This is a genomic window from Hansschlegelia sp., from assembly GCF_035538955.1.
Taxonomy (GTDB): domain Bacteria; phylum Pseudomonadota; class Alphaproteobacteria; order Rhizobiales; family Methylopilaceae; genus Methylopila.
Genome location: NZ_DATLJK010000002.1, coordinates 1 through 19253, shown reverse-complemented (window position 1 = coordinate 19253; position 19253 = coordinate 1). Strand labels below are relative to the sequence as shown.

General features: G+C 68.6%; 15 protein-coding genes. 6 read left to right on the top strand and 9 right to left on the bottom strand.

Annotation, left to right across the window (positions count from 1 at the left end; translation table 11 throughout):
- Positions 1-127: 127 nt before the first annotated feature.
- Together VM780_RS00500 and VM780_RS00495 are read left to right on the top strand one after the other, a co-directional pair.
- Positions 128-2581 carry a DUF3772 domain-containing protein gene (locus VM780_RS00500; protein ID WP_325444002.1) on the top strand — a complete coding sequence of 818 codons (2454 nt, stop codon included), beginning with the start codon at positions 128-130 and terminating at the stop codon, positions 2579-2581.
- 44 nt (positions 2582-2625) lie between these two features.
- Positions 2626-3255, top strand: coding sequence for a CAP domain-containing protein (locus tag VM780_RS00495; protein ID WP_325444000.1), 630 nt, complete (start codon positions 2626-2628; stop codon positions 3253-3255).
- Positions 3256-3300: 45 nt separating this feature from the next.
- On the opposite strand, the gene VM780_RS00490 is transcribed toward VM780_RS00495, so the two are convergent.
- Positions 3301-3858, bottom strand: a complete 558-nt coding sequence (locus VM780_RS00490; RefSeq protein ID WP_325443998.1) for a NifU family protein — start codon at positions 3856-3858, stop codon at positions 3301-3303.
- A 74-nt stretch (positions 3859-3932) separates the two neighbouring features.
- Positions 3933-4973, bottom strand: coding sequence for a tryptophan--tRNA ligase (gene trpS / locus VM780_RS00485; RefSeq protein ID WP_325443996.1), 1041 nt, complete (start codon positions 4971-4973; stop codon positions 3933-3935).
- Between the two features lie 102 nt (positions 4974-5075).
- On the opposite strand from trpS, the gene VM780_RS00480 reads away from it, so the two are divergent.
- The gene (locus VM780_RS00480; RefSeq protein WP_325443994.1) at positions 5076-6077 is read left to right on the top strand and encodes an adenosine kinase; all 1002 of its coding nucleotides are present in this window, start codon (positions 5076-5078) and stop codon (positions 6075-6077) included.
- Between the two features lie 57 nt (positions 6078-6134).
- The gene (locus VM780_RS00475; protein WP_325443992.1) at positions 6135-7199 is read left to right on the top strand and encodes a dipeptidase; all 1065 of its coding nucleotides are present in this window, start codon (positions 6135-6137) and stop codon (positions 7197-7199) included.
- A 3-nt stretch (positions 7200-7202) separates the two neighbouring features.
- Here the strand turns inward: VM780_RS00475 and VM780_RS00470 are convergent, their stop codons facing one another.
- The 5 genes from VM780_RS00470 to cysG are packed head-to-tail and all read right to left on the bottom strand — an operon-like array spanning position 7203 to position 11979.
- Positions 7203-7790 carry a DUF934 domain-containing protein gene (locus VM780_RS00470; protein ID WP_325443990.1) on the bottom strand — a complete coding sequence of 196 codons (588 nt, stop codon included), beginning with the start codon at positions 7788-7790 and terminating at the stop codon, positions 7203-7205.
- On the bottom strand, positions 7787-8554 hold the full coding sequence (locus tag VM780_RS00465) for a phosphoadenylyl-sulfate reductase (protein WP_325443988.1): 768 nt from the start codon (positions 8552-8554) through the stop codon (positions 7787-7789). The genes VM780_RS00470 and VM780_RS00465 overlap by 4 nt, the downstream gene beginning before the upstream one ends.
- Positions 8541-10202: a nitrite/sulfite reductase gene (locus tag VM780_RS00460; RefSeq protein WP_325443986.1), complete on the bottom strand. Its 1662-nt coding sequence runs from the start codon at positions 10200-10202 to the stop codon at positions 8541-8543. Before VM780_RS00460 ends, VM780_RS00465 begins: the two co-directional genes overlap by 14 nt.
- Positions 10203-10214: 12 nt before the next feature.
- Positions 10215-10550, bottom strand: coding sequence for a DUF2849 domain-containing protein (locus tag VM780_RS00455; RefSeq protein WP_325443984.1), 336 nt, complete (start codon positions 10548-10550; stop codon positions 10215-10217).
- A 10-nt stretch (positions 10551-10560) separates the two neighbouring features.
- A complete protein-coding gene (gene cysG / locus VM780_RS00450) occupies positions 10561-11979 on the bottom strand; it encodes a siroheme synthase CysG (protein WP_325443982.1) in 1419 nt (472 codons plus the stop codon).
- 295 nt (positions 11980-12274) lie between these two features.
- Here cysG and VM780_RS00445 point away from each other — a divergent pair, with 295 nt between their 5' ends.
- Together VM780_RS00445 and VM780_RS00440 are read left to right on the top strand one after the other, a co-directional pair.
- Entirely contained in the window at positions 12275-13477 is a 1203-nt protein-coding gene (locus VM780_RS00445) for an efflux RND transporter periplasmic adaptor subunit (RefSeq protein WP_325443980.1), read from the top strand.
- Positions 13478-13480: 3 nt separating this feature from the next.
- The gene (locus tag VM780_RS00440) at positions 13481-16678 is read left to right on the top strand and encodes a multidrug efflux RND transporter permease subunit (protein ID WP_325443978.1); all 3198 of its coding nucleotides are present in this window, start codon (positions 13481-13483) and stop codon (positions 16676-16678) included.
- Between the two features lie 124 nt (positions 16679-16802).
- On the opposite strand, the gene pgm is transcribed toward VM780_RS00440, so the two are convergent.
- Positions 16803-18452 (bottom strand): phosphoglucomutase (alpha-D-glucose-1,6-bisphosphate-dependent), encoded by a 1650-nt coding sequence (gene pgm, locus VM780_RS00435; protein WP_325443976.1) that lies wholly within the window; start codon positions 18450-18452, stop codon positions 16803-16805.
- Between the two features lie 68 nt (positions 18453-18520).
- Complete coding sequence (locus VM780_RS00430; RefSeq protein WP_325443974.1) at positions 18521-19048, bottom strand: retropepsin-like aspartic protease family protein; 528 nt, start codon at positions 19046-19048, stop codon at positions 18521-18523.
- Positions 19049-19253: the final 205 nt, after the last annotated feature.

Here is a 19253-nt window from a genome sequence, read left to right as displayed (position 1 = left end):
GATACGGTCAATTTTTCACATACCGTGTCTCCTAACCGGGGGACGTCAGCGTGAGCCCGCCCGGGCTTGGCCGCATTCGTCGCCGAAAGAAGCGCGCCAGCGATCCGAATCACGCACCCTCGGGGCCATGACCTCAAAGCTCCTCCGCATCCGCGCGCTCTGCATCGCCGTCGCGCTGGTCGCGTCGATCGCGGCCGCAGGCTTCGCGCGCGCGCAGAACAGCGAGCCCGGAGCGATCGATGCAGCCCGCGCAGACCTCGACCGGATCGAGGCGAGACTCGCGGACCCCAACATCAAGGACGCCGATCTCGCGACGCTGCGGTCAAGGATCGATCCGCTGGTCCTGTCGGTCGACTCCGCAATAACGGAGCTGAGCCCGCAGCTCGACGCCGCAGACCAGCGGCTCGCCCAGATGGGTCCGAAGCCCGCCGAAGGAGCGCCCGCGGAAAGCCCCGACGTCGCCCGTGAGCGCGAAGCGCAGACGGCGGCCCGTCAGAAGATCGACGACGCCATCAAGCGGGGACGGCTGTTGCAGGTCGAAGCCGCTCAGGTCGGCGACCAGATCACGCAGCGGCGCAGGACGCTGCTTGCGCAGCGCCTGTTCGAGCGCTCGAACTCGCTGCTCGATCCCGGCCTCTGGACGGCGGTCGTGGCCTCTGCGCCGCATGACCTCGGCCGGATGCAGTATCTCGCGTCGGACTGGGCGAGCGCGATCTCCCGCAACGCCGATCCGGGCTCCGTCGGCATCATGGCGGCGGCGGTGCTGGCCGCGGTGATCCTGCTGTTTCCGGGACGCAGGTGGATTGGCGCGCTTGGCGAGCGCCTCGTGGTCAGGCAAGCGCCGAAGACGCGGCTGAAGATCTCGGCCACCGCGCTGTTCCGACTGGTCGCCACCACGCTCGCTCCACTGCTCGCGGCCGTGTGCGTCTATATCGGGCTGAAGAGCGCCGGCTGGATGACGATCAAGATCGAGCCGCTCATTCATTCGCTGATCTGGGCCGCGGGGCTTTTGGGATTTGCGCAGGGGATGATCCGCGCCGTGCTCGCTCCCGGCCGGCCGAGCTGGCGCCTCGCGCGGCTCTCCGAGCCTGCCGTCAGCGAGATCAAGAACCAGCCGCTCTGGTGCATGCTGGCGTTCGTGCTCGGCCGCTTCGCCGATCATTTCAACGAGACGATCGTGGCGAGCCTGCCGTTCACGATCGCCTCCAGCGGCTTCTTCGCTGTGCTGGTGGCCGGCGTGTTTGCTGTCGCGCTTCGCAGGATGCGGGCTGCGCGTCTGATAGAGGACCGAGCCTCCGACGCTCCGGAAGCGGTCTCCCATCCTCTGCTGTCCGTCACGCGGCTTGCGGCTTGGCTCGCGATCGGTGTCGTGCTCGGCGCAGTGGCCCTCGGCTATGTCGCGCTCGGGCAGTTTCTCGCAAACCAGCTCGTCTGGGCGGCGGCCGTCATTTCGCTTTGCTGGCTGCTGCTGATCTTTGTCGACGATCTGCTGACGACGGCGCTGTCGAGCCGAACCGGCTTCGGCCGGTCTACGGCCGCGGCTGTCGGCGTGCGGCCGGAGTCGCTCGAGCAGGTCGGAGTCGTGCTGTCGGGGGTGGCCCGCGTCGCGCTGATCTGCGTCGCCGCCGTCTCCGTCCTGGCCCCCTGGGGCGTGGAGTCCACCGACGTCTTCGGCTGGCTCCGCTACGCGATAACGGGCGTGCAGCTCGGCGGCATCACGCTTTCGCTCACAGGCGTACTCGGCGCGCTGCTGCTGGTCGGTCTCGGCTACGCGCTCACGCGGGCCGTGCAGCGCTGGCTCAACAGCGACCTGCTGCCGAAGAGCCGCATGGACGAGGGCCTGAAGGCTTCGATCAGCACCGGCGTCGGCTATCTCGGCGGGCTCATCGTCATCGTCGCCGCGTTCGGCTATCTGGGCTTCAGCCTCGACAAGCTCGCGATCGTCGCCGGCGCGCTCTCGGTCGGCATCGGCTTCGGCCTGCAGGCGATCATCTCCAATTTCGTGTCCGGACTGATCCTGCTCGCCGAGCGCCCGATCAAGGCCGGCGACTGGGTGGTGATCGGATCGGATCAGGGCAATGTGCGCCGCATCTCGGTGCGCTCGACCGAGATCGAGCTGTTCGACCGCTCCACGCTGATCGTGCCGAACTCCGAATTCATCACCAAGAGCGTGAAGAACGTCACGCATGGCAGTCCGCTCGGACGAGTCCAGATCGATCTCGTGGTCTCGTCGGCCATCGATCCCGACCTCGTGCGGCGGGTGGCGATCGAGACGGCCAAGGCGCATCCGGCGGTGATCGAGTTCCCGGAGCCGCTGTTCCAGTTCATCACGCTGGGCAAGGCCGAGAACACCTTCTCACTGTTCTGCAACGTCGCCAGTCCCCGCACCGCCGGCAGCGTGAAGAGCGATCTCAACTTCGCGTTGGTCAAGGCGTTATCCGCTCAGGGCATCGCCCTCGGCGGGCCGCCGGACCGGACAATGGTCGAGGCCGTAACTCGCGTGGCGGAGGCGCTGCGCGGCGCAGCGGCTACGCCGACAGAGATTAGGCGCGATCCGGGCGCGGCGGCAACCCGGAGTTAACCGCGCGGGCTGCGCAGTGTCGCTCGCGTTCATTCGGAGACTTCATGTCCATGCCGTATCGCTCCACGCGCCGCGCGCTCTTCGGCGTCGCCTGCATCGCGCTCGCGCTTGCGGGCTGCACCTCCACGGCTCCGAACCCGCCCACGGCGACCCCCGGCCTCTATCAGAGCCAGTCAAAGCCCGGCGCCACGCTTGACCGACAGGCCGCGGCCGAGATGGTCAGCGAGTTTCGCCGCGGCCGCGGCCTCGGCCCGGTGACGCTCGATCCGGCGCTGAACCGCATGGCCGAGGCGCAGGCGAGCGCAATGGCGCGCGACAACAAGCTCAGCCACGAGACCTCGGCCGGCTCTCTCAAGGCGCGGATCGCCGCGTCCGGCTACCGGAACGGCGGCATGTGGGAGAACATCGGCGCGGGCCACGACACGCTGGCGGACGCCTTTACAGGCTGGCGCTCCTCGCCGCCGCACATGAAGAACATGCTGCAGCCCAAGGCGTCGCGCATCGGCATCGCGGCCGCGCGGGCTCCGGGCACCCGTTACGAGGTTTTCTGGGCGATGGTGCTGGCAGATCCGAACGATCCGCGGCCCGAGGTTACGGCCGCGCAGGTCAACCGCGCGATCCCGCCATTCCCGATCGGCGCGCCGGGCGGAATCTACATCCCCGGCATCCGCTGATGCGGGCGACCCCTCCGGCTTGCCGGAGGGGAAATCCCAAACGCGTCAGACCGGCCGGACTTCCTGGACTTCCGGGACGAAGTGGCGAAGCAGGTTCTCGATGCCCTGCTTGAGGGTCGCGGTCGAGGACGGGCAGCCCGAGCATGATCCTTTCATGTTCAGGTAGACCACGCCTTCCCGAAAGCCGCGGAAGGTGATGTCGCCGCCGTCCATCGCGACCGCGGGGCGGACGCGCGTCTCGATCAGTTCCTTGATCGTGTCGACCGTCTCGGCGTCGGCGTCCTCGAAGAACTCCTCGCCCGCCGCTTCGGCCTCGCCGCCCTCGGAGAGCAGCGGCGCGTCGGAGAGGTAGTGCTCCATGATCGCGCCCAGGATGGCCGGCTTGAGATGCTGCCACTCGCCGGCCGACTTCGTCACGGTGATGAAGTCGGAGCCGTAGAACACGCCCGCCACGCCCTCGATCGCGAACAGCTTCTGCGCGAGCGGCGAGCGCGCGGCTTCGGCAGGCTCTTTCATCTCGAGCGTCGAACCGGGGAGCACGTCGCGCCCCGGCAGGAACTTCAGCGTCGCCGGATTAGGCGTCGCTTCGGTCTGGATAAACATGTCTGGAACCTCTCGAAGTTGCCTGAGACATGGGGGTTCTGGCGCCGGGGGTCAATCAGGCTCGGCCCGGAGCCTCAGGGGCGGCGGACGAAGCCGACGATGTCCTTGACCGCCGCCATGGTGGTCTGGGCGATCGCGTCCGCCCGCTCGGCCCCATGGCAGAGGACGCGGTCGATATGGCCGGGATCGGCCACAAGGCGCTTCATCTCGGCATTGATCGGCGCGAGCCGGTCGACCGTGAGGTCCACCAGCGCCTGCTTGAAGACGGAGAACTGCGCGCCGCCATACTGGCCGAGCACCGAAGCGGCGTCGCTGTCCGCCAGCGCGGCATAGATGCCGACGAGATTGTCCGCCTCAGGCCGGTCCTTCAGTCCCTCGACCGTTTCGGGGAGCGGCAGCGGATCGGTCTTCGCCTTGCGGATTTTCGACGCGATCTGGTCGGCGTCGTCCGTCAGATTGATGCGGGACGCGTCCGACGGCTCCGACTTCGACATCTTCTTCGAGCCGTCGCGCAGGGACATGACGCGGGTCGCGGGCCCCGCGATCAGCGGCTCCGGCAGCGGAAAGAACCTTTCGTCCTGCCCGTTCGCGGCGATCGAGTCGGCGAAGTCGTTGTTGAACTTCTGCGCGATGTCGCGGGCGAGCTCGAGATGCTGCTTCTGGTCCTCGCCGACAGGCACATGCGTGGCGCGGTAGACCAGGATGTCGGCCGCCATCAGGTTCGGGTAGGCGTAGAGGCCGACGGAGGCGTTCTCGCGGTCCTTGCCGGCCTTCTCCTTGAACTGCGTCATGCGGTTCAGCCAGCCGAGCCGGGCGACGCAGTTGAAGATCCAGGCGAGCTCGGCGTGGCCGGAAACCTGGCTCTGGTTGAAGACGATGTGCTTCTCGCCATCGACGCCCGCCGCCAGGAACGCCGCCGCGACTTCGCGGATCGAGCGCTTCAGCTCGACCGGATCCTGCCAGACCGTGATCGCGTGCAGGTCCACCACGCAGTAGATGCAGTCGAAGCGGTCCTGCAGCTCGACGAAGCGCTTGATCGCGCCGAGGTAGTTGCCGAGGTGCAGGTTCCCCGTGGGCTGCACGCCGGAAAACACCCGCTGGGGAACGCTCGCCATCGTCTTCGATTGCCTCGTGAATGACGGCGCGTTATGGCGTCCGCCTGACGGCCACGCAAGGGGCCGCGCCTCCAGCCACATTCGCCGTCAGGGATTTTCCGGATGACGCCAGCCAAGTACGACGTCCTCGGCATCGGCAATGCGATCGTCGACGTGATCGCCCGCACCGACGAGGCCTTTTTGGCGCGCGAGGGCCTGTCCAAAGGCTCCATGAGCCTGATCGACGAAGCCCGCGCCGAGGCGCTCTATGGCATGATGGGTCCGGCGATCGAGGCCTCGGGAGGTTCGGCGGCCAACACCCTTGCGGGCCTTGGTTCGTTCGGCGGCCGGGCCGCTTTTGTGGGCCGCGTCAAGGCCGACGCGCTCGGCGACGTCTTCCGCCACGACATCACCGCGATCGGCGTCGACTTCGAGACGCCGCCCGCGGGTGACGGCGTCTCCACCGCGCGCTGCTTCGTGCTGGTCACGCCGGACGGCGAGCGCACGATGAGCACCTATCTGGGCGCCTGCCAGGCGCTCAGCGTCGACGACATCGACGAGGCCGCAGTCAAAGGCTCGAAGGTCGTCTACCTCGAGGGCTATCTGTGGGATCCGCCGGCCGCCAAGGAAGCGTTTCGCAAGGCGGCTGCGCTGGCGCATGAGGCCGGCCGCAAGGTGGCGCTATCGCTCTCGGATTCGTTCTGCGTCGACCGTTACCGCGCCGAGTTCCTCGCGCTGCTGCGCGACGGCGACGTCGACATCCTGTTCGCCAACGACAGCGAGCTGAAGGCGCTCTACGAGACGGGCGACGTCGAGGCGGCCGTCGAGGCGGTCGCACGGGACGCAAAACTCGCCGCCGTCACGCTCGGCGCCGACGGTTGCGTGATCGTCGAGGGGACGGAGCGCATCCGCGTGCCGGCCGCGCCGGTCGATGGCGAGATCGTCGACAAGACGGGCGCGGGCGACCTGTTCGCGGCCGGCTTTCTCTACGGCTACACCAACGATTTTGACCTGAAGCGCTCCGCTGAACTGGGCTCGCTCGCGGCCGCCGAGGTGATCAGCCATGTCGGCGCGCGTCCGCAGGTCGATCTGCGCAGCCTCGCCCAGGGTCGCGGGCTGCTCTGAGGCCGTCCGCGGCGGAGCCGGTTGCGCCGTGCGCGAGGACCCGAGCATCCTGGGCTCATGACGCCGCTTCCGGTTTTCGACGGACATAACGACGCCCTGCTGCGCCTGCGCGAACTCGCCCATGTCGACGGCGGCGTGCGCGCCTTTCTAGACGGCGGGGCTGGCGGGCATCTCGACTTGCCGCGGGCGCGCGAAGGCGGCCTGTTCGGAGGCCTGTTCGCCGCTTTCACGCCGTCGCGGCAGCTCGGGGTCGACTATCTCGCGCTGATGCGGGCGGCGGAATACGACGTCCCGACGCCCGATCCGCTGCCGCTCGCCGAAGCCCAGGCCGCCACGCTGGCGATGGCTGCGATCCTGCTGCGGATCGAGCGCGCTTCAGAAGGCGAGGTCGCGGTTTGCCGGAGCGTCGCCGACATTCGGCTGGCCAAGGACAGCGGCGCGCTCGCGGCGGTGCTGCACATCGAGGGCGCGGAGGCTATCGGGCCCAACCTGGACGCGCTTCACGTGCTGCACGCGGCCGGGCTGCGTTCGCTCGGGCCGGTGTGGAGCCGGCCGAACGTCTTCGGATACGGCGCGCCGTTCCGCTTCCCGTCCTCGCCCGATACCGGCCCCGGTCTCAGCCAGGCGGGGCAGGACCTCGTGCGTGAGTGCGACGCGCTCAGGATCGTGCTCGACCTGTCGCATCTCAACGAGGCGGGGTTCTGGGATGTGGCGCGGCTGTCGCGCGCGCCGCTGGTGGCGACCCACTCCAACGCGCATGCCCTGACGCCGCACGCCCGCAACCTCACCGACCGGCAGCTCGACGCGATCCGCGACACCGGCGGGCTGGTCGGGCTCAATTTCGCGACCTGCTTCCTGCGCGACGACGGCAGGATGCGGGCCGATACGCCGCTCGAGACGATGGCGCGCCACCTCGATCATCTGATCGGACGGCTCGGCGTCGATCATGTCGGCTTCGGATCGGACTTCGACGGCGCGATCGTGCCGTTCGAACTGCGCGACGTCGCCGGGCTGCCGCGCCTGATCGAGGCGCTGCGCCGGCACGGCTATGACGAGGCGACGCTTGAAAAAATCGCCTGGCGGAACTGGCTCGCCGTGCTGGAGCGGATCTGGGGCGGCTGACCCTCAGGCCGGCCGCCGCGCCCACGGCCGCGTGCCCGCCGGAACCTCAAGCTGCGCCGGCGCGCCGGTCGGCTGCAGGTAATAGGGCACGTCCGGCCACTTGCCGGCGGCGAGCTGACGCCGGGTGGGCTCGTTGACGACCTCGAAGGCGTCGAAGCCGCAGCGCTGCATCAGCGGCATCTGATCGATCAGCACGTCCCCGGTGGCGCGCAGTTCCCCGGTGAAGCCGTAGCGCTCACGCAGCAGCCGCGCCATCGAGCTCGCGCGACCGTCGGCGAATTTCGGGAACACGAGCGCGACCAGCGAGACGCGGTCGAGATGGGGCGCGAGCTCCTCGACCGCTTCGTTCGGCTGGATGACGACCCCGAGCGGCGCATTGCGGGCGGACAGCGCGTCGCGCTCGGCGAGGAAGCGCACGAGCGGCAGGAGCGCTGGACCTTCAGGCACGGCCTCGCCTTCCGGAGCGCGCGCCCACTCGTCGGCTTCGAAGCGGCCGTTGCGCCACAGCGCAGGGCCATGGGATTGGGCTTGATCGGTCCCCGCCGGGAGCGCGTCGGCAGGCTCGGCGGGCAGTCGCGCCAGCGCGTTCATATCCCGCTTCCTTCCTGTTCGAGCGTCTCGCGGACATGGATGCCGCATTCGGTCTTCTGCAAACCGCGCCAGCGTCCGGCGCGGGGGTCCTCGCCCGGCTTGACCCGGCTCGTGCAGGGCATGCAGCCGATCGACAGGTAACCGTGCTTCACCAGCGGGTGCGCCGGCAGATCGTGGTCGCGCCGGTACGCCTCGATGTCATCCATCGTCCAGTCGGCGAGCGGGTTGACCTTGAGGCGCGCGCCGTCGCCTTCAAACAGCGGCAGATTCGCCCGCATGGCGTTCTGGAAGCGCTTCCGCCCTGAGATCCAGGCCGGAAAATCGCCGAGCGCCGCGGCCAGCGGCTCGACCTTGCGGATGCGGCAGCAGAGGTCCGGATTAGTCTGCCAGAGGAAATTCTCCGGGTCGAGCCGGGCGAGCCGTTCCGGTCTCGGCAAGGTGGTGCGAACGTCGGTGAGGCCGATCCGGCCGACGAGCTCGTCGCGGTAGGCGAGCGTCTCCTCGAACAGTTGCCCGGTGTCGATGAAGATCACCGGCGTCGCCGGGTTCACCGAGCCGACCAGATGCAGCAGCACCGCTGAGTCGGCTCCGAAGCTCGAGACGAGCGCGATACGGCCGCGGAACAGGCTGTCGATCGCGGCGCGCAAAACCGCCTCCGCGCTCTGGCCCCGGTGACGGCGGTCCAGATGCGCGGCGAGAGAGGTCGCGCGCTCGGCGGCGCGGGTCTTGCTGACCTGCGGCAGCGGGAGGTCAGGCCGTTCCATACAGCGCCTCTTTGAACGGCTTCTGACCAACCCGACGAACAGCGGCCAGGAAGCTCTCCTGCGGGCCTTCGCGCAGCTTCAGATAGGTGTCGACCACGGTCTCGACCGCGCCGCCGACGTCCTCGGACGCGAAGCCGGGGCCGATCAGCGTGCCGACCGCGGCGGTCTCGTCGCCCGAGCCGCCGAGGGTGATCTGGTAGACCTCCTCGCCCTTCCGATCGACGCCAAGCAGGCCGATATGGCCCGCGTGGTGATGGCCGCAGGCGTTGATGCAGCCCGAGATCTTGATCTTGAGCTCGCCGATCTCCTTCTGCCGCTCGGGCGCGCCGAAGCGGCGCGACAGCTCCTGCGCGACCGGAATCGAGCGAGCGTTGGCGAGCGCGCAGTAATCGAGCCCGGGGCAGCAGATGATGTCGGTCACGAGCCCCGCATTGCCGTCGGCGAGCCCGATCTCTTTGAGGCCGGCATAGAGCGCCGGAAGGTCGTCGAGCGCGACATGCGGCAACACGAGGTTCTGCTCGTGGCTGACCCGGATCTCGCTGTGCGAGTAGCGCTCCGCGAGGTCGGCGATCGCCTCCATCTGGAGGTCGCTGGCGTCGCCCGGCACGCCGCCGACCGGCTTCAGCGAGATGGTGACCAGGCCATAGCCGGAGATCTTGTGGGCCGTCACGTTGCGGTCGACGAACTCCGCCAAGTCGCGGCTGTCGGCGCGCGCGGCCTCGAGCGCGCTCGAGCGCGCCGGCCGGTCGGGCAGGGCAGGAGGCGCGAAATAGGCTGCGATCCTACGGATCTCCTCCTCAGGCAGTCGCAGGATGTCGGTCTTCAGGACCTCCTGGAACTCGGCCTCGATCTGCCGGGTGATCTCCTCCGCGCCCGTCTCATGGACGAGGATCTTGATCCGCGCCTTGTACTTGTTGTCCCGACGCCCGTTCAGGTTGTAGACGCGCATGATCGCCTCGACATAGGCGAGCAGATCCTGTTCCGGCAGGAAGTCGCGGACCTTGTGGGCGATCATCGGGGTGCGGCCCTGGCCGCCGCCGACATAGACGGCGAAGCCGAGCGCGCCGGCGTCGTCGCGCTTTAGCTGCAGGCCGATGTCGTGGAACTGGATCGCGGCGCGGTCCTCCTCGGCGCCGATCAGCGCGAGCTTGAACTTGCGCGGCAGGTAGGAGAACTCCGGGTGGACGGAGGACCATTGCCGCAGAATTTCGGCGTAAGGGCGCGGATCCGCGACTTCGTCGGCCGCCGCGCCAGCGAAATGGTCCGCGGTGACGTTGCGGATGCAGTTGCCCGAGGACTGCAGCGCGTGCATCTCGACCGAGGCGAGGTCGTCCAGGATCGCCGGAATGTCCTTCAGGGCCGGCCAGTTGAACTGGATGTTCTGGCGGGTCGTGAAGTGGCCGTAGCCGCGGTCATAAGTGCGCGCGATATGGGCGAGCATCCGCATCTGGCGCGACGACAGCGTGCCGTACGGCACCGAAATCCGCAGCATGTAGGCATGGAGCTGCAGATAGACGCCGTTCATCAGCCGCAACGGCTTGAACTGCTCCTCAGTGAGCTCGCCGGAGAGGCGGCGCTCGACCTGGTCGCGGAATTGCGCGACGCGGGCTTTGACGAAGCCGTGGTCGAACTCGTCGTAGCGATACATCGGGATGGCTCCTCAGGCGCGGGCGGTCGACGACGGGTCCTGAAGGACGGTCGGACCGAAGGCGCGGATCTGTTCTCTCAGGCGCAGGGGGCGAAGGCCGGCGGCTTCGCGCGCGACGTCGATCGCGTAGGACTCGACGACGATCTGCTGGGCTTCAGCGCGCTTGCCGGCGTCGAGGCCGGCGGCCAGCGCCGCCGGACCCGCGAGCGGCGCGGCGCGGTCGAGGCGTTCGGTCCATCCGCCGGAGGGATCGAGATAGACGACGACGCCGTCGTCGAGCCGATTGGCGGTGACGACCTGCGTCTCGGCCCGGGTCTTGGCGCCGGACTTTTGAATCGGAGCGGACATGGGAATTCCTTCAGGCGGCTTCTGTCGTCCGGCGCGCCTTGGGCGACAGCGCGTCGGCGGCCGCCGGGCGAGCCTGCGCGAGAGCGCGGCCGATGAGGATCAGGACCGGACCGTCGACGTCGGGGCGGGCCGCAAGCATGGACAATTCGCTGAGATCGCCGAAGAAGACCCGCTCATCCGCCTGGGCGGCGTTCTCGACGGCGGCGACCGGCGTCTCCGCCGACAGTCCCGCCTCGATCAGTCGATCCGCCACGGCGGCGGCGACCGAACGGCCCATATAGACGGCGACGGTGGCGCCCTGCAGGGCGAGCCCGGCCCAGTCCGGCAAGGTCCGGCCGTCGGCGTCGTGTCCGGTCGCGAACACCAGGCTCGACGCGATCCCGCGCAGCGTGAGGGGCGCACGCGCCGACGCCGCGGCGGCGAACGCGGCCGTCACGCCCGGAACCACCTCATACGGAACGCCGGCGTCGGCGAGCGCCGCCATCTCCTCACCGGCGCGGCCGAAGATCAGCGGATCGCCGCTCTTCAGGCGGACCACACGGCGGCCCGCCTTGCCCTCGCGCACCAGGATCGCGGAAATCTCCGCCTGAGGGACTTCGTGCCGCCCCTTGCGCTTGCCGACCGAAATGCGCTCGGCGTCGCGGCGTCCCATGGCGACGACTTCCTCGGGAACCAGGGCGTCGTAGACGATGACGTCGGCCTCCTGCAGCACCCGCTGGGCGCGCAGCGTCAGGAGGTCCGTGGCCCCGGGACCAGCGCCGACCAGCCAGACGAACCCGGAGGCGTCCGGCTCCTCCGCCATCATCCGCATCGCAGCCGAACGCGCGCCCGCGATGTCGCCGGAAAGCGCCCGCGCGGCCACCGGACCGTCGAACATCCGCGCCCAGAATCGCCGGCGCGCCTCGCCAGCGGGCAGCAGCCGGGCGACGGTGCCGCGCAGCCCTTCCGCGAGACCGGCGAGACGCCCGAGGTCAGGCGCGAGCAGCGCTTCGATCTTCGCGCGGACGTGACGGGCCAGAACAGGCGCCGCGCCTTCGGTGCCGATCGCCACGGCGAGCGGCGCCCGGTTGACGATCGCGGGGGTGATGAAATCGCAGAGCTCCGGCCGGTCCACGACATTGACCGGAACGCCTGCGGTCCGCGCGGCCGCGGCGATCCGCCGGTCCTCCGCCTCATCCTCGGTCGCCGCGAAGGCGAGCGCTGCGCCCTCAAGATGGCCTGGGTTGAAGGCCTCCACGAGCAGGCTCGCGTCCAGTCGCTCGACGTCGGCGAGCAGCTCCGCGCCGGGCGTGCCGGACACAACCACGATGCGGGCGGAGGTCTCGCCCAGAAGGCGCGTCTTGGCCGCGGCCGCAGGTCCGGAGCCGACGATCAGGACCTTGCGGCCCTCGACGCGGTGAAACGCTGGAAAGGATGAAAGGCGCGGCAACAGGGCGCTCCGAGAGGACGCTGCGTCTGAATTCCACATAAGGAAGTGCGATGGAGAAATAAATTACAAAATGAAACTGTCATAAGCGCTGCCGCTGTCTCGGTTTGGAGCTCCCGACGCAGGTCGGCGGCATGTCCGTACGGGCACACGCATCGGTGAGGCGGGTCCTGAGCAGAACCAGCGTTCGCCGGTTGCCGTTTGGCGCATCGCCCTCTATCAACTGCGGCCGGGGACGTCCGGAATTGATGCTTCACGTGCGCCGTGCGCGGCGCGCGTCATTTCGCGCAGGTGGCCCATGTCCCTCATCTCCGAGCTGTCCGTCCCGGCCGTCTTTCGCGCGATCGTGGCGCTTTCGATCGTCGCGGGCGGCGCGGCGGCGGGATCGCAGGCCCTGGCGCAGGGAGCGCCCGGTCCGCTGCCGGTGTCCGTCGCCAAGCCCATCAAGCGGCAGGTCACGGACAAAGCCGAGTTCACCGGCCGGTTCGAGGCGTCCGGCCTCGTCGAGGTGCGCGCCCAGGTGAGCGGCCAGTTGATAGAGGTCGCGTTCCGGGATGGCGCGGACGTCAAGAAGGGCGATCTGCTCTTCAAGATCGATCCGCGGCCCTATCAGAACGCGCTCGACCAGGCGCAGGCGACCGTCGCCACCACCCGCACGCGCATCGATCTGACCAAGGCGGACGTCGACCGCGCCAAGGATCTGCTCAAGACGGGCAACATCAGCGATCAGGTCGCGCAGCAGCGCAACCAGGCTTATCTCGAGGCGCAGGCCTCGCTGCAGTCCGCCCTGGCCGCGCTCGCCACCGCCAAGCTCAATCTCGAGTGGACCGACGTGCGCTCGCCGATTGACGGGCGCATCGGCCGCAAGCTGGTCACGGAAGGCAATCTGATCTCGGCCGGAGCGGGCGCGACGCTGCTGACGACCATCGTCAACACGCGGCCGATCTACTTCTATTTCGACGTCGATGAGCAGAGCTTCCTGCGCTACGTCGGCTACATCCGCGCCAATCTGGTGGACGACGCCGATGGCGGCGCTCCGGTCAAGATCGCGTTGCCGAACTCCGACAAGTTCAACATCGACGGCCGGATCGATTTCGCGGACAACCAGCTCGACCAGCAGACTGGCACGCTTCGGCTGCGCGCCACGATCCCGAACAAGGACGGCGCGCTCGTCTCGGGAGTCTTCGGTCGGCTGCGCATGCAGGCGTCCAAGCCCTATGACGCGCTGCTGGTGCCCGACGAGGCCATCCTGTCGGACCAGATCCGCAAGATCGTCATGACGGTTGGGCCCGACAACAAGGTTGCGCCGAAGGTGGTGGAGCTCGGGCAGCTCGACGACGGCCTGCGCGTCATCAAGAGCGGCCTGTCGCCCGACGATCAGGTCATCGTCAACGGATTGATGCGCGCCCGTCCGGGCTCGGAGGTGATCCCGCAGACGGTCGATCCGACCAAGCCAGCCAGCCCTCCGGATCCGGCGGCGAAGCCGGCGGCGGGGAAGTAAGCCATGGGGTTCGGACATTTCTTCGTCGACCGGCCGATCTTCGCGTCGGTCGTCTCGATCGTGCTCGTCATCGTGGGCTTCGTCGGTCTGCTCGGTCTGCCGATCGCGCAGTATCCCGAGATCGCGCCGCCCACGATCGCGGTGTCGGCGCAGTATCCCGGCGCCAACGCCGAGACGATCGCCGAAACCGTCGCCGCGCCGCTCGAGCAGCAGATCAACGGCGTCGAGGGCATGATCTACATGAACTCGCTCGCCACGGGCGACGGCCAGCTGCAGCTGACCGTGACGTTCCAGCCGGGCACCGATCAGGACATCGCGCAGGTTCAGGTGCAGAACCGCGTCAGCCAGGCGGATCCCCGCCTGCCTGAGGCGGTCCGCCGCAACGGCGTCCAGGTCAACAAGCGGTCATCGGACTTCCTGATGGTCGTGAACCTGATCTCCCCGAAGCGGACGCTCGACACGATCTACATGTCGAACTACGCGTCCGTGAACGTGATCGACGCGCTGAAGCGCATCGAGGGCGTCGGCGACATCCGGATCTTCGGCGAGCGCGAGCTCTCCCTGCGCGTCTGGCTCGACCCCAACCGGCTCGCGGCCTACGGGCTGGCGGCCGGCGACGTCGTCGCCGCGATCTCGGAGCAGAACGTGCAGGTCTCTGGCGGTTCGCTCGGCGCGCCGCCTTCGCCGCCCGGAACGGCCAGCCAGATCACCGTCACCACTCAGGGCCGTTTCCAGGACCCGGAGCAGTTCAAGCAGATCATCGTCCGCGCCACCTCCGATGGCCGCCTGCTGCGCGTCGGCGACGTCGCGCGGGTCGAGCTCGCCGCCCGCACCTACTCGTCGAACTCCTATCTCGGCGACGATCCGACGGTCGGCATGGGCGTGTTCCAGCGGCCCGGCACCAACGCCACCGAGGCCGCCGAACAGATCAAGGCCGCGATGGAGACGCTCAAGAAGGCGTTCCCGGCCGATCTCGAATACCGCATCGAGTACAACCCCACCGAGTTCATCAACGAGTCGATCGAGGCGGTCGAGGAGACGATCTACGAGGCGGTGGCGCTGGTCGTCATCGTGGTGTTCGTCTTCCTGCAATCCTGGCGAGCCGCGATCGTGCCGGTGGCGGCGATCCCGGTCTCGCTGATCGCCACCTTCTTCGTCATGTCGGCGTTCGGCTTCTCGCTGAACCTGCTCACGCTGTTCGGCCTGATCCTGGCGATCGGCATCGTGGTCGACGACGCGATCGTGGTCGTCGAGAACGTCGAACGAAACATCGCGCTCGGCAAAACCCCGCGCGAAGCCGCCCACGCCACGATGGACGAGGTCGGCACGGCCGTGGTCGCGATCGCGCTCGTGCTGTGCGCGGTGTTCGTGCCCACCGCCTTCATCCCCGGCATCTCCGGCATCTTCTACAAGCAGTTCGCCTTGACCATCGCGACCGCGACGGTGCTGTCGGCGATCGTCTCGCTGACGCTGTCGCCCGCGCTGTGCGCGATCCTGCTCAAGCCGCATCAGCATGGCGGGCGGCGCGGCCTCGGCCAGCGGGCGGCGGACCTCTTCAACCGCAATTTCGACCGCGGCGCGCACGGCTATTCCCGCACCGTGGGCTGGATCGTCGGCCACCGCGCTGTGTTCCTGCTGATCTACGGCGTGCTGATCGGCGGCGCGGTTTACATGTTCTCGATCGTGCCGCGCGGCTTCATCCCGCAGGCCGACCAGGGCTATGCGATCCTGATCGCTCAGCTCCCGGAAGGCGCGAACCTGCAGCGGACCGACGAGGTGGCGCGGCGGGCGAGCAAGATCGCGCGCAGCGTCCCGGGCGTGAAGAACGCGGTGACGATCGCGGGTTTCAGCGGCGCGACCTATTCGGCCGCCTCCAACGCGGCGACCAGCTTCATCATCTTTGACGCCTTCGAGGAGCGGAACAAGCACGGCGCCAGCCAGCGCGCGCCCGCGATCCTCGCCGAGGCGCAAAAACGGCTCGGCGCCATCCAGGACGCCTTCGTGATCGCGATCCTGCCGCCGACGGTGCGCGGCATCGGCCAGGGTGGCGGCTTCAAGATGTACGTCCAGGACCGCACCGGCATCGGCTTCCCGGCGCTCGAGGCCGCCGTCAACGGCATGATCGGCAAGGCCAATGCCAGCGGACAGGTGACCGGCGTGTTCACCGCCTTCAACACGCGGGCGCCGCAGGTCTATCTCGACATCGACCGCGTCAAGGCGCAGCAGCTGAACGTCCCGATCCAGAGCATCTTCGGCGCGTTGCAGACCCTGCTCGGCACAGCTTACGTGAACGACTTCACGGCGCTCGGCCGCACCTTCCAGGTCAACGCCCAGGCCGACGCGCCTTTCCGCGTCAAGCTGTCGGACGTCTATCAGTTCAAGGTGCGGGCGACGAACGGCGCGTTGGTGCCGCTCGGCACGCTGATCACGGCCCGCGACCAGACCGGGCCGTACACGGTCGAGCGCGAGAATATCTACAACGCCATCGCCGTGCAGGGGAACGCCGCGCCCGGAGTCTCGACCGGCCAGGCGATCGCCTACATGGAAGGCCTGTTCGCCCAGTCGATGCCGCCGGGCGTGCAGTTCGAATGGGTCGATCTCGCCTATCAGGAGAAGCTCGCCGGCAACACGGCCATCTTCGTGTTCGGCCTCGCGATCCTGTTCGTCTTCCTGTTCCTGGCCGCGCAGTATGAGAGCTGGGCTCTGCCGCTCGCGATCATCCTGATCACGCCGCTGTCGCTGCTCGCGGCGCTGCTCGGCGTGCATGCCCGGGCGTCGGACAACAACATCCTGACGCAGATCGGCTTCATCGTGCTGATCGGACTTGCGGCGAAGAACGCCATCCTGATCGTGGAGTTTGCGCGCCAGCGCGAGGAGGAGGGCGAGAGCCCGGCCCAGGCGGCGATCGACGCCTGCCGCGACCGGCTGCGGCCGATCATCATGACCTCGCTCGCCTTCTCGCTCGGCGTGGTGCCGCTCGCCTTCGCGACCGGGGCGGCCTCCGAGCTCCGCCAGGCGATCGGCACCGCGGTGCTCGCCGGCATGGTCGGCGTGACGATCCTCGGCCTGTTCCTGACGCCGGTGTTCTATGTCGCCATCCGGCTCCTGGTGAACCGCTTCAGGCGCAAGAAGGCGGGCGAGGACGGCGCGCCTCCCGGAGAGGACAAGCCGCGCGGCGAGGCCGCGCCGCATCCGGCCTGATCCGGACCGCCTCAGGTCATGAAAAAGGAGCGGCCGCATTCTGCGCGCCGCTCCTTTTTTTGAGGAAGCTGATCGGCGCCGGCGGTTTCGTCCGAGCCGTGGTCAGCGTGGAAGCCGCGGCGGCTCAGCCCTTCAGGGCGCGGCCCACGATTTCCTGCGCCTCGGCCTCGATCCGCCGCAAATGCTCCGGGCCCAGGAAGCTCTCCGCATAGATCTTGTTGACGTTTTCAGTGCCCGAGGGACGGGCCGCGAACCAGCCGTTCTCGGTCACGACCTTGATCCCGCCGATCGGTTCGCCATTGCCGGGCGCGCGGGTCAGGCGCTCCCGGATCGGCTCGCCCGCCAGTTCGTCGCCCTCGATCTGATCGGGCGACAGGCTTTTCAGCAGCGACTTCTGCTTCGGGGTCGCGGGCGCGTCGATCCTGCCATAGAGCGGCGAGCCGAGCCGCTCGGTCAGCCCGTGATAGATTTCGCCCGGATCGCGTCCCATCACCGCGGTCATCTCGGCGGCGAGCAGACCCATGATCATGCCGTCCTTGTCGGTGGTCCAGACGGCGCCGTCCCGCCGCAGGAAGGAGGCGCCGGCGCTCTCCTCTCCGGCGAAGCCGAGCGTCCCGTCGAACAGCCCGTCGACGAACCATTTGAAGCCGACCGGCACTTCCTTGACCTCGAGGCCAAGCGAGGCGGCGAGCCGGTCGATCACGCTGCTCGACACCAGCGTCTTGCCGATCGCCGGCCGGCCTTTCCAGTCCGGCCGGTGCGCATAAAGGTAGGAGATCGCGGCCGCGAGATAATGGTTCGAGTTCAGCAGCCCGCAGGATGGCGCGACAATGCCGTGGCGGTCGGCGTCCGGGTCGTTCGCGAAGGCGACGTCGAAGCGGTCCTGCAACTCGATCAGCTTCGCCATGGCATAAGGCGAGGAACAGTCCATCCGGACCTTGCCGTCCCAGTCGGCCGTCATGAACCGGAAGGTCGGGTCGACCGCGTCGTTCACGATGGTGGCGTCGAGGCCATAGCGGTCGATGATCGGCGCCCAGAACTCGAGGCTCGAGCCCCCGAGCGGATCAATGCCGATCCGTACGCCCTCCGCGCGGATCGCCTCCATGTCCACAACATTCGAGAGGTCGCCTGCGTAAGCGGCGACGAAGTCGTGGCGCTGCGTGCTGTCCGCCGCCAGCGCCTTCCGCAGCGGGATGCGGCGGACATCGCGCAGCCCGTCCTCGATCAGCGCGTTCGCCGTCTTCTCGATCCAGCCCGTGGCGTCGCTCCCGGCCGGGCCGCCATTCGGCGGGTTGTATTTGAAGCCGCCATCCTCGGGCGGATTGTGCGAGGGCGTGATGACGACGCCGTCCGCGAGTCCGCGCTCACGGCCGCGGTTGTGGGTCAGGATCGCGTGCGAGACGACCGGCGTCGGCGTGAAGCGCGCATTGGCGGAAATCCTGACTTCGACGCCGTTCGCGGCAAACACCTCCAGCGCGCTTGCGAACGCCGCCTCGGACAGCGCGTGCGTGTCCTTGCCGACGAACATCGGCCCGTCGACCCCAGCCTTCTGGCGGTACAGGCAGATCGCCTGCGCGACCGCGACGATGTGCGATTCCGTGAAATTCGACGCGAAGGAGGTGCCGCGGTGCCCCGAGGTGCCGAACGCGACCCGCTGGGAGGGGTCGGTCATGTCGGGGCGGCCGGTGAAGTAGGCGGTCACCAGCGCGGGCACGTCGACGAGCTGCGAGGGCTCGACCGGCTTGCCTGCGCGCGGACTCACATCTGCTGACACGTATTCCCCCTCTGGACGCTGACGCGGTGCGGAAATGGGGCGAGCCGCAAGGCCGCCAAGTCGCCGTTCTAGCGCTCGAGCGTGAGCCGGTCGCGCGCGCTTTCGACCCGCCGAAGACGCCCGAGGAAGCTCATGCCGAGCAGATTTTCGTCCATGGCGCCGCGGGTGAGCACCACAGCCGAGACATCCGGAACCCTCACCGGGCCGACGCGGACGTCCCGCAGCACCACGCGCTTCGCGCCGACCGCCCCGTTCGCGGTCGAGACCCGCGCGTCGAAACGATCCCCGCCGGCGATCAGACCAAGCGCCTCGCCCTGTTCGTAGGAGAGCGCCACCACGGTCGCGCCCGTGTCAACCAGCATCGGGACGCGACGGCCGCCGATCGTGGCGTCGACCCGGAAATGGCCGTCGGGATCGGCCTGAAGCGTCACCGCGCCGCCGGTCTCCTCAACCCGGGCCTTGGCCGGGCCGGGCGGGTTCGGCTGCCGGAGGGCGGTCAGCCCCGACGCCATGTAGACGGCCCCGATCACGGCGAAGGCCGCCAGCAGGATGATCTTGATCACTTCCGCATCCGCCCTGGAGTCCGTGCGGATCATGCCGCACGGTCCGTGGGCCGCCGGTTAATGCGCGCCGACGCGGCGGAAGCGTGGTGAAGGCGCGGTCAAGTCGGGTCTATGAGGCCTTTTCGGGTGATGAGGCTGATGACGTGGTCGGCGAGTTGTTCGGGGGTGTTGGCGGTGGTGTCGAGGGCGAGGTCGGGGTTTTCGGGCCGTTCGTAGGGGGAGGAGACGCCGGTGAAGT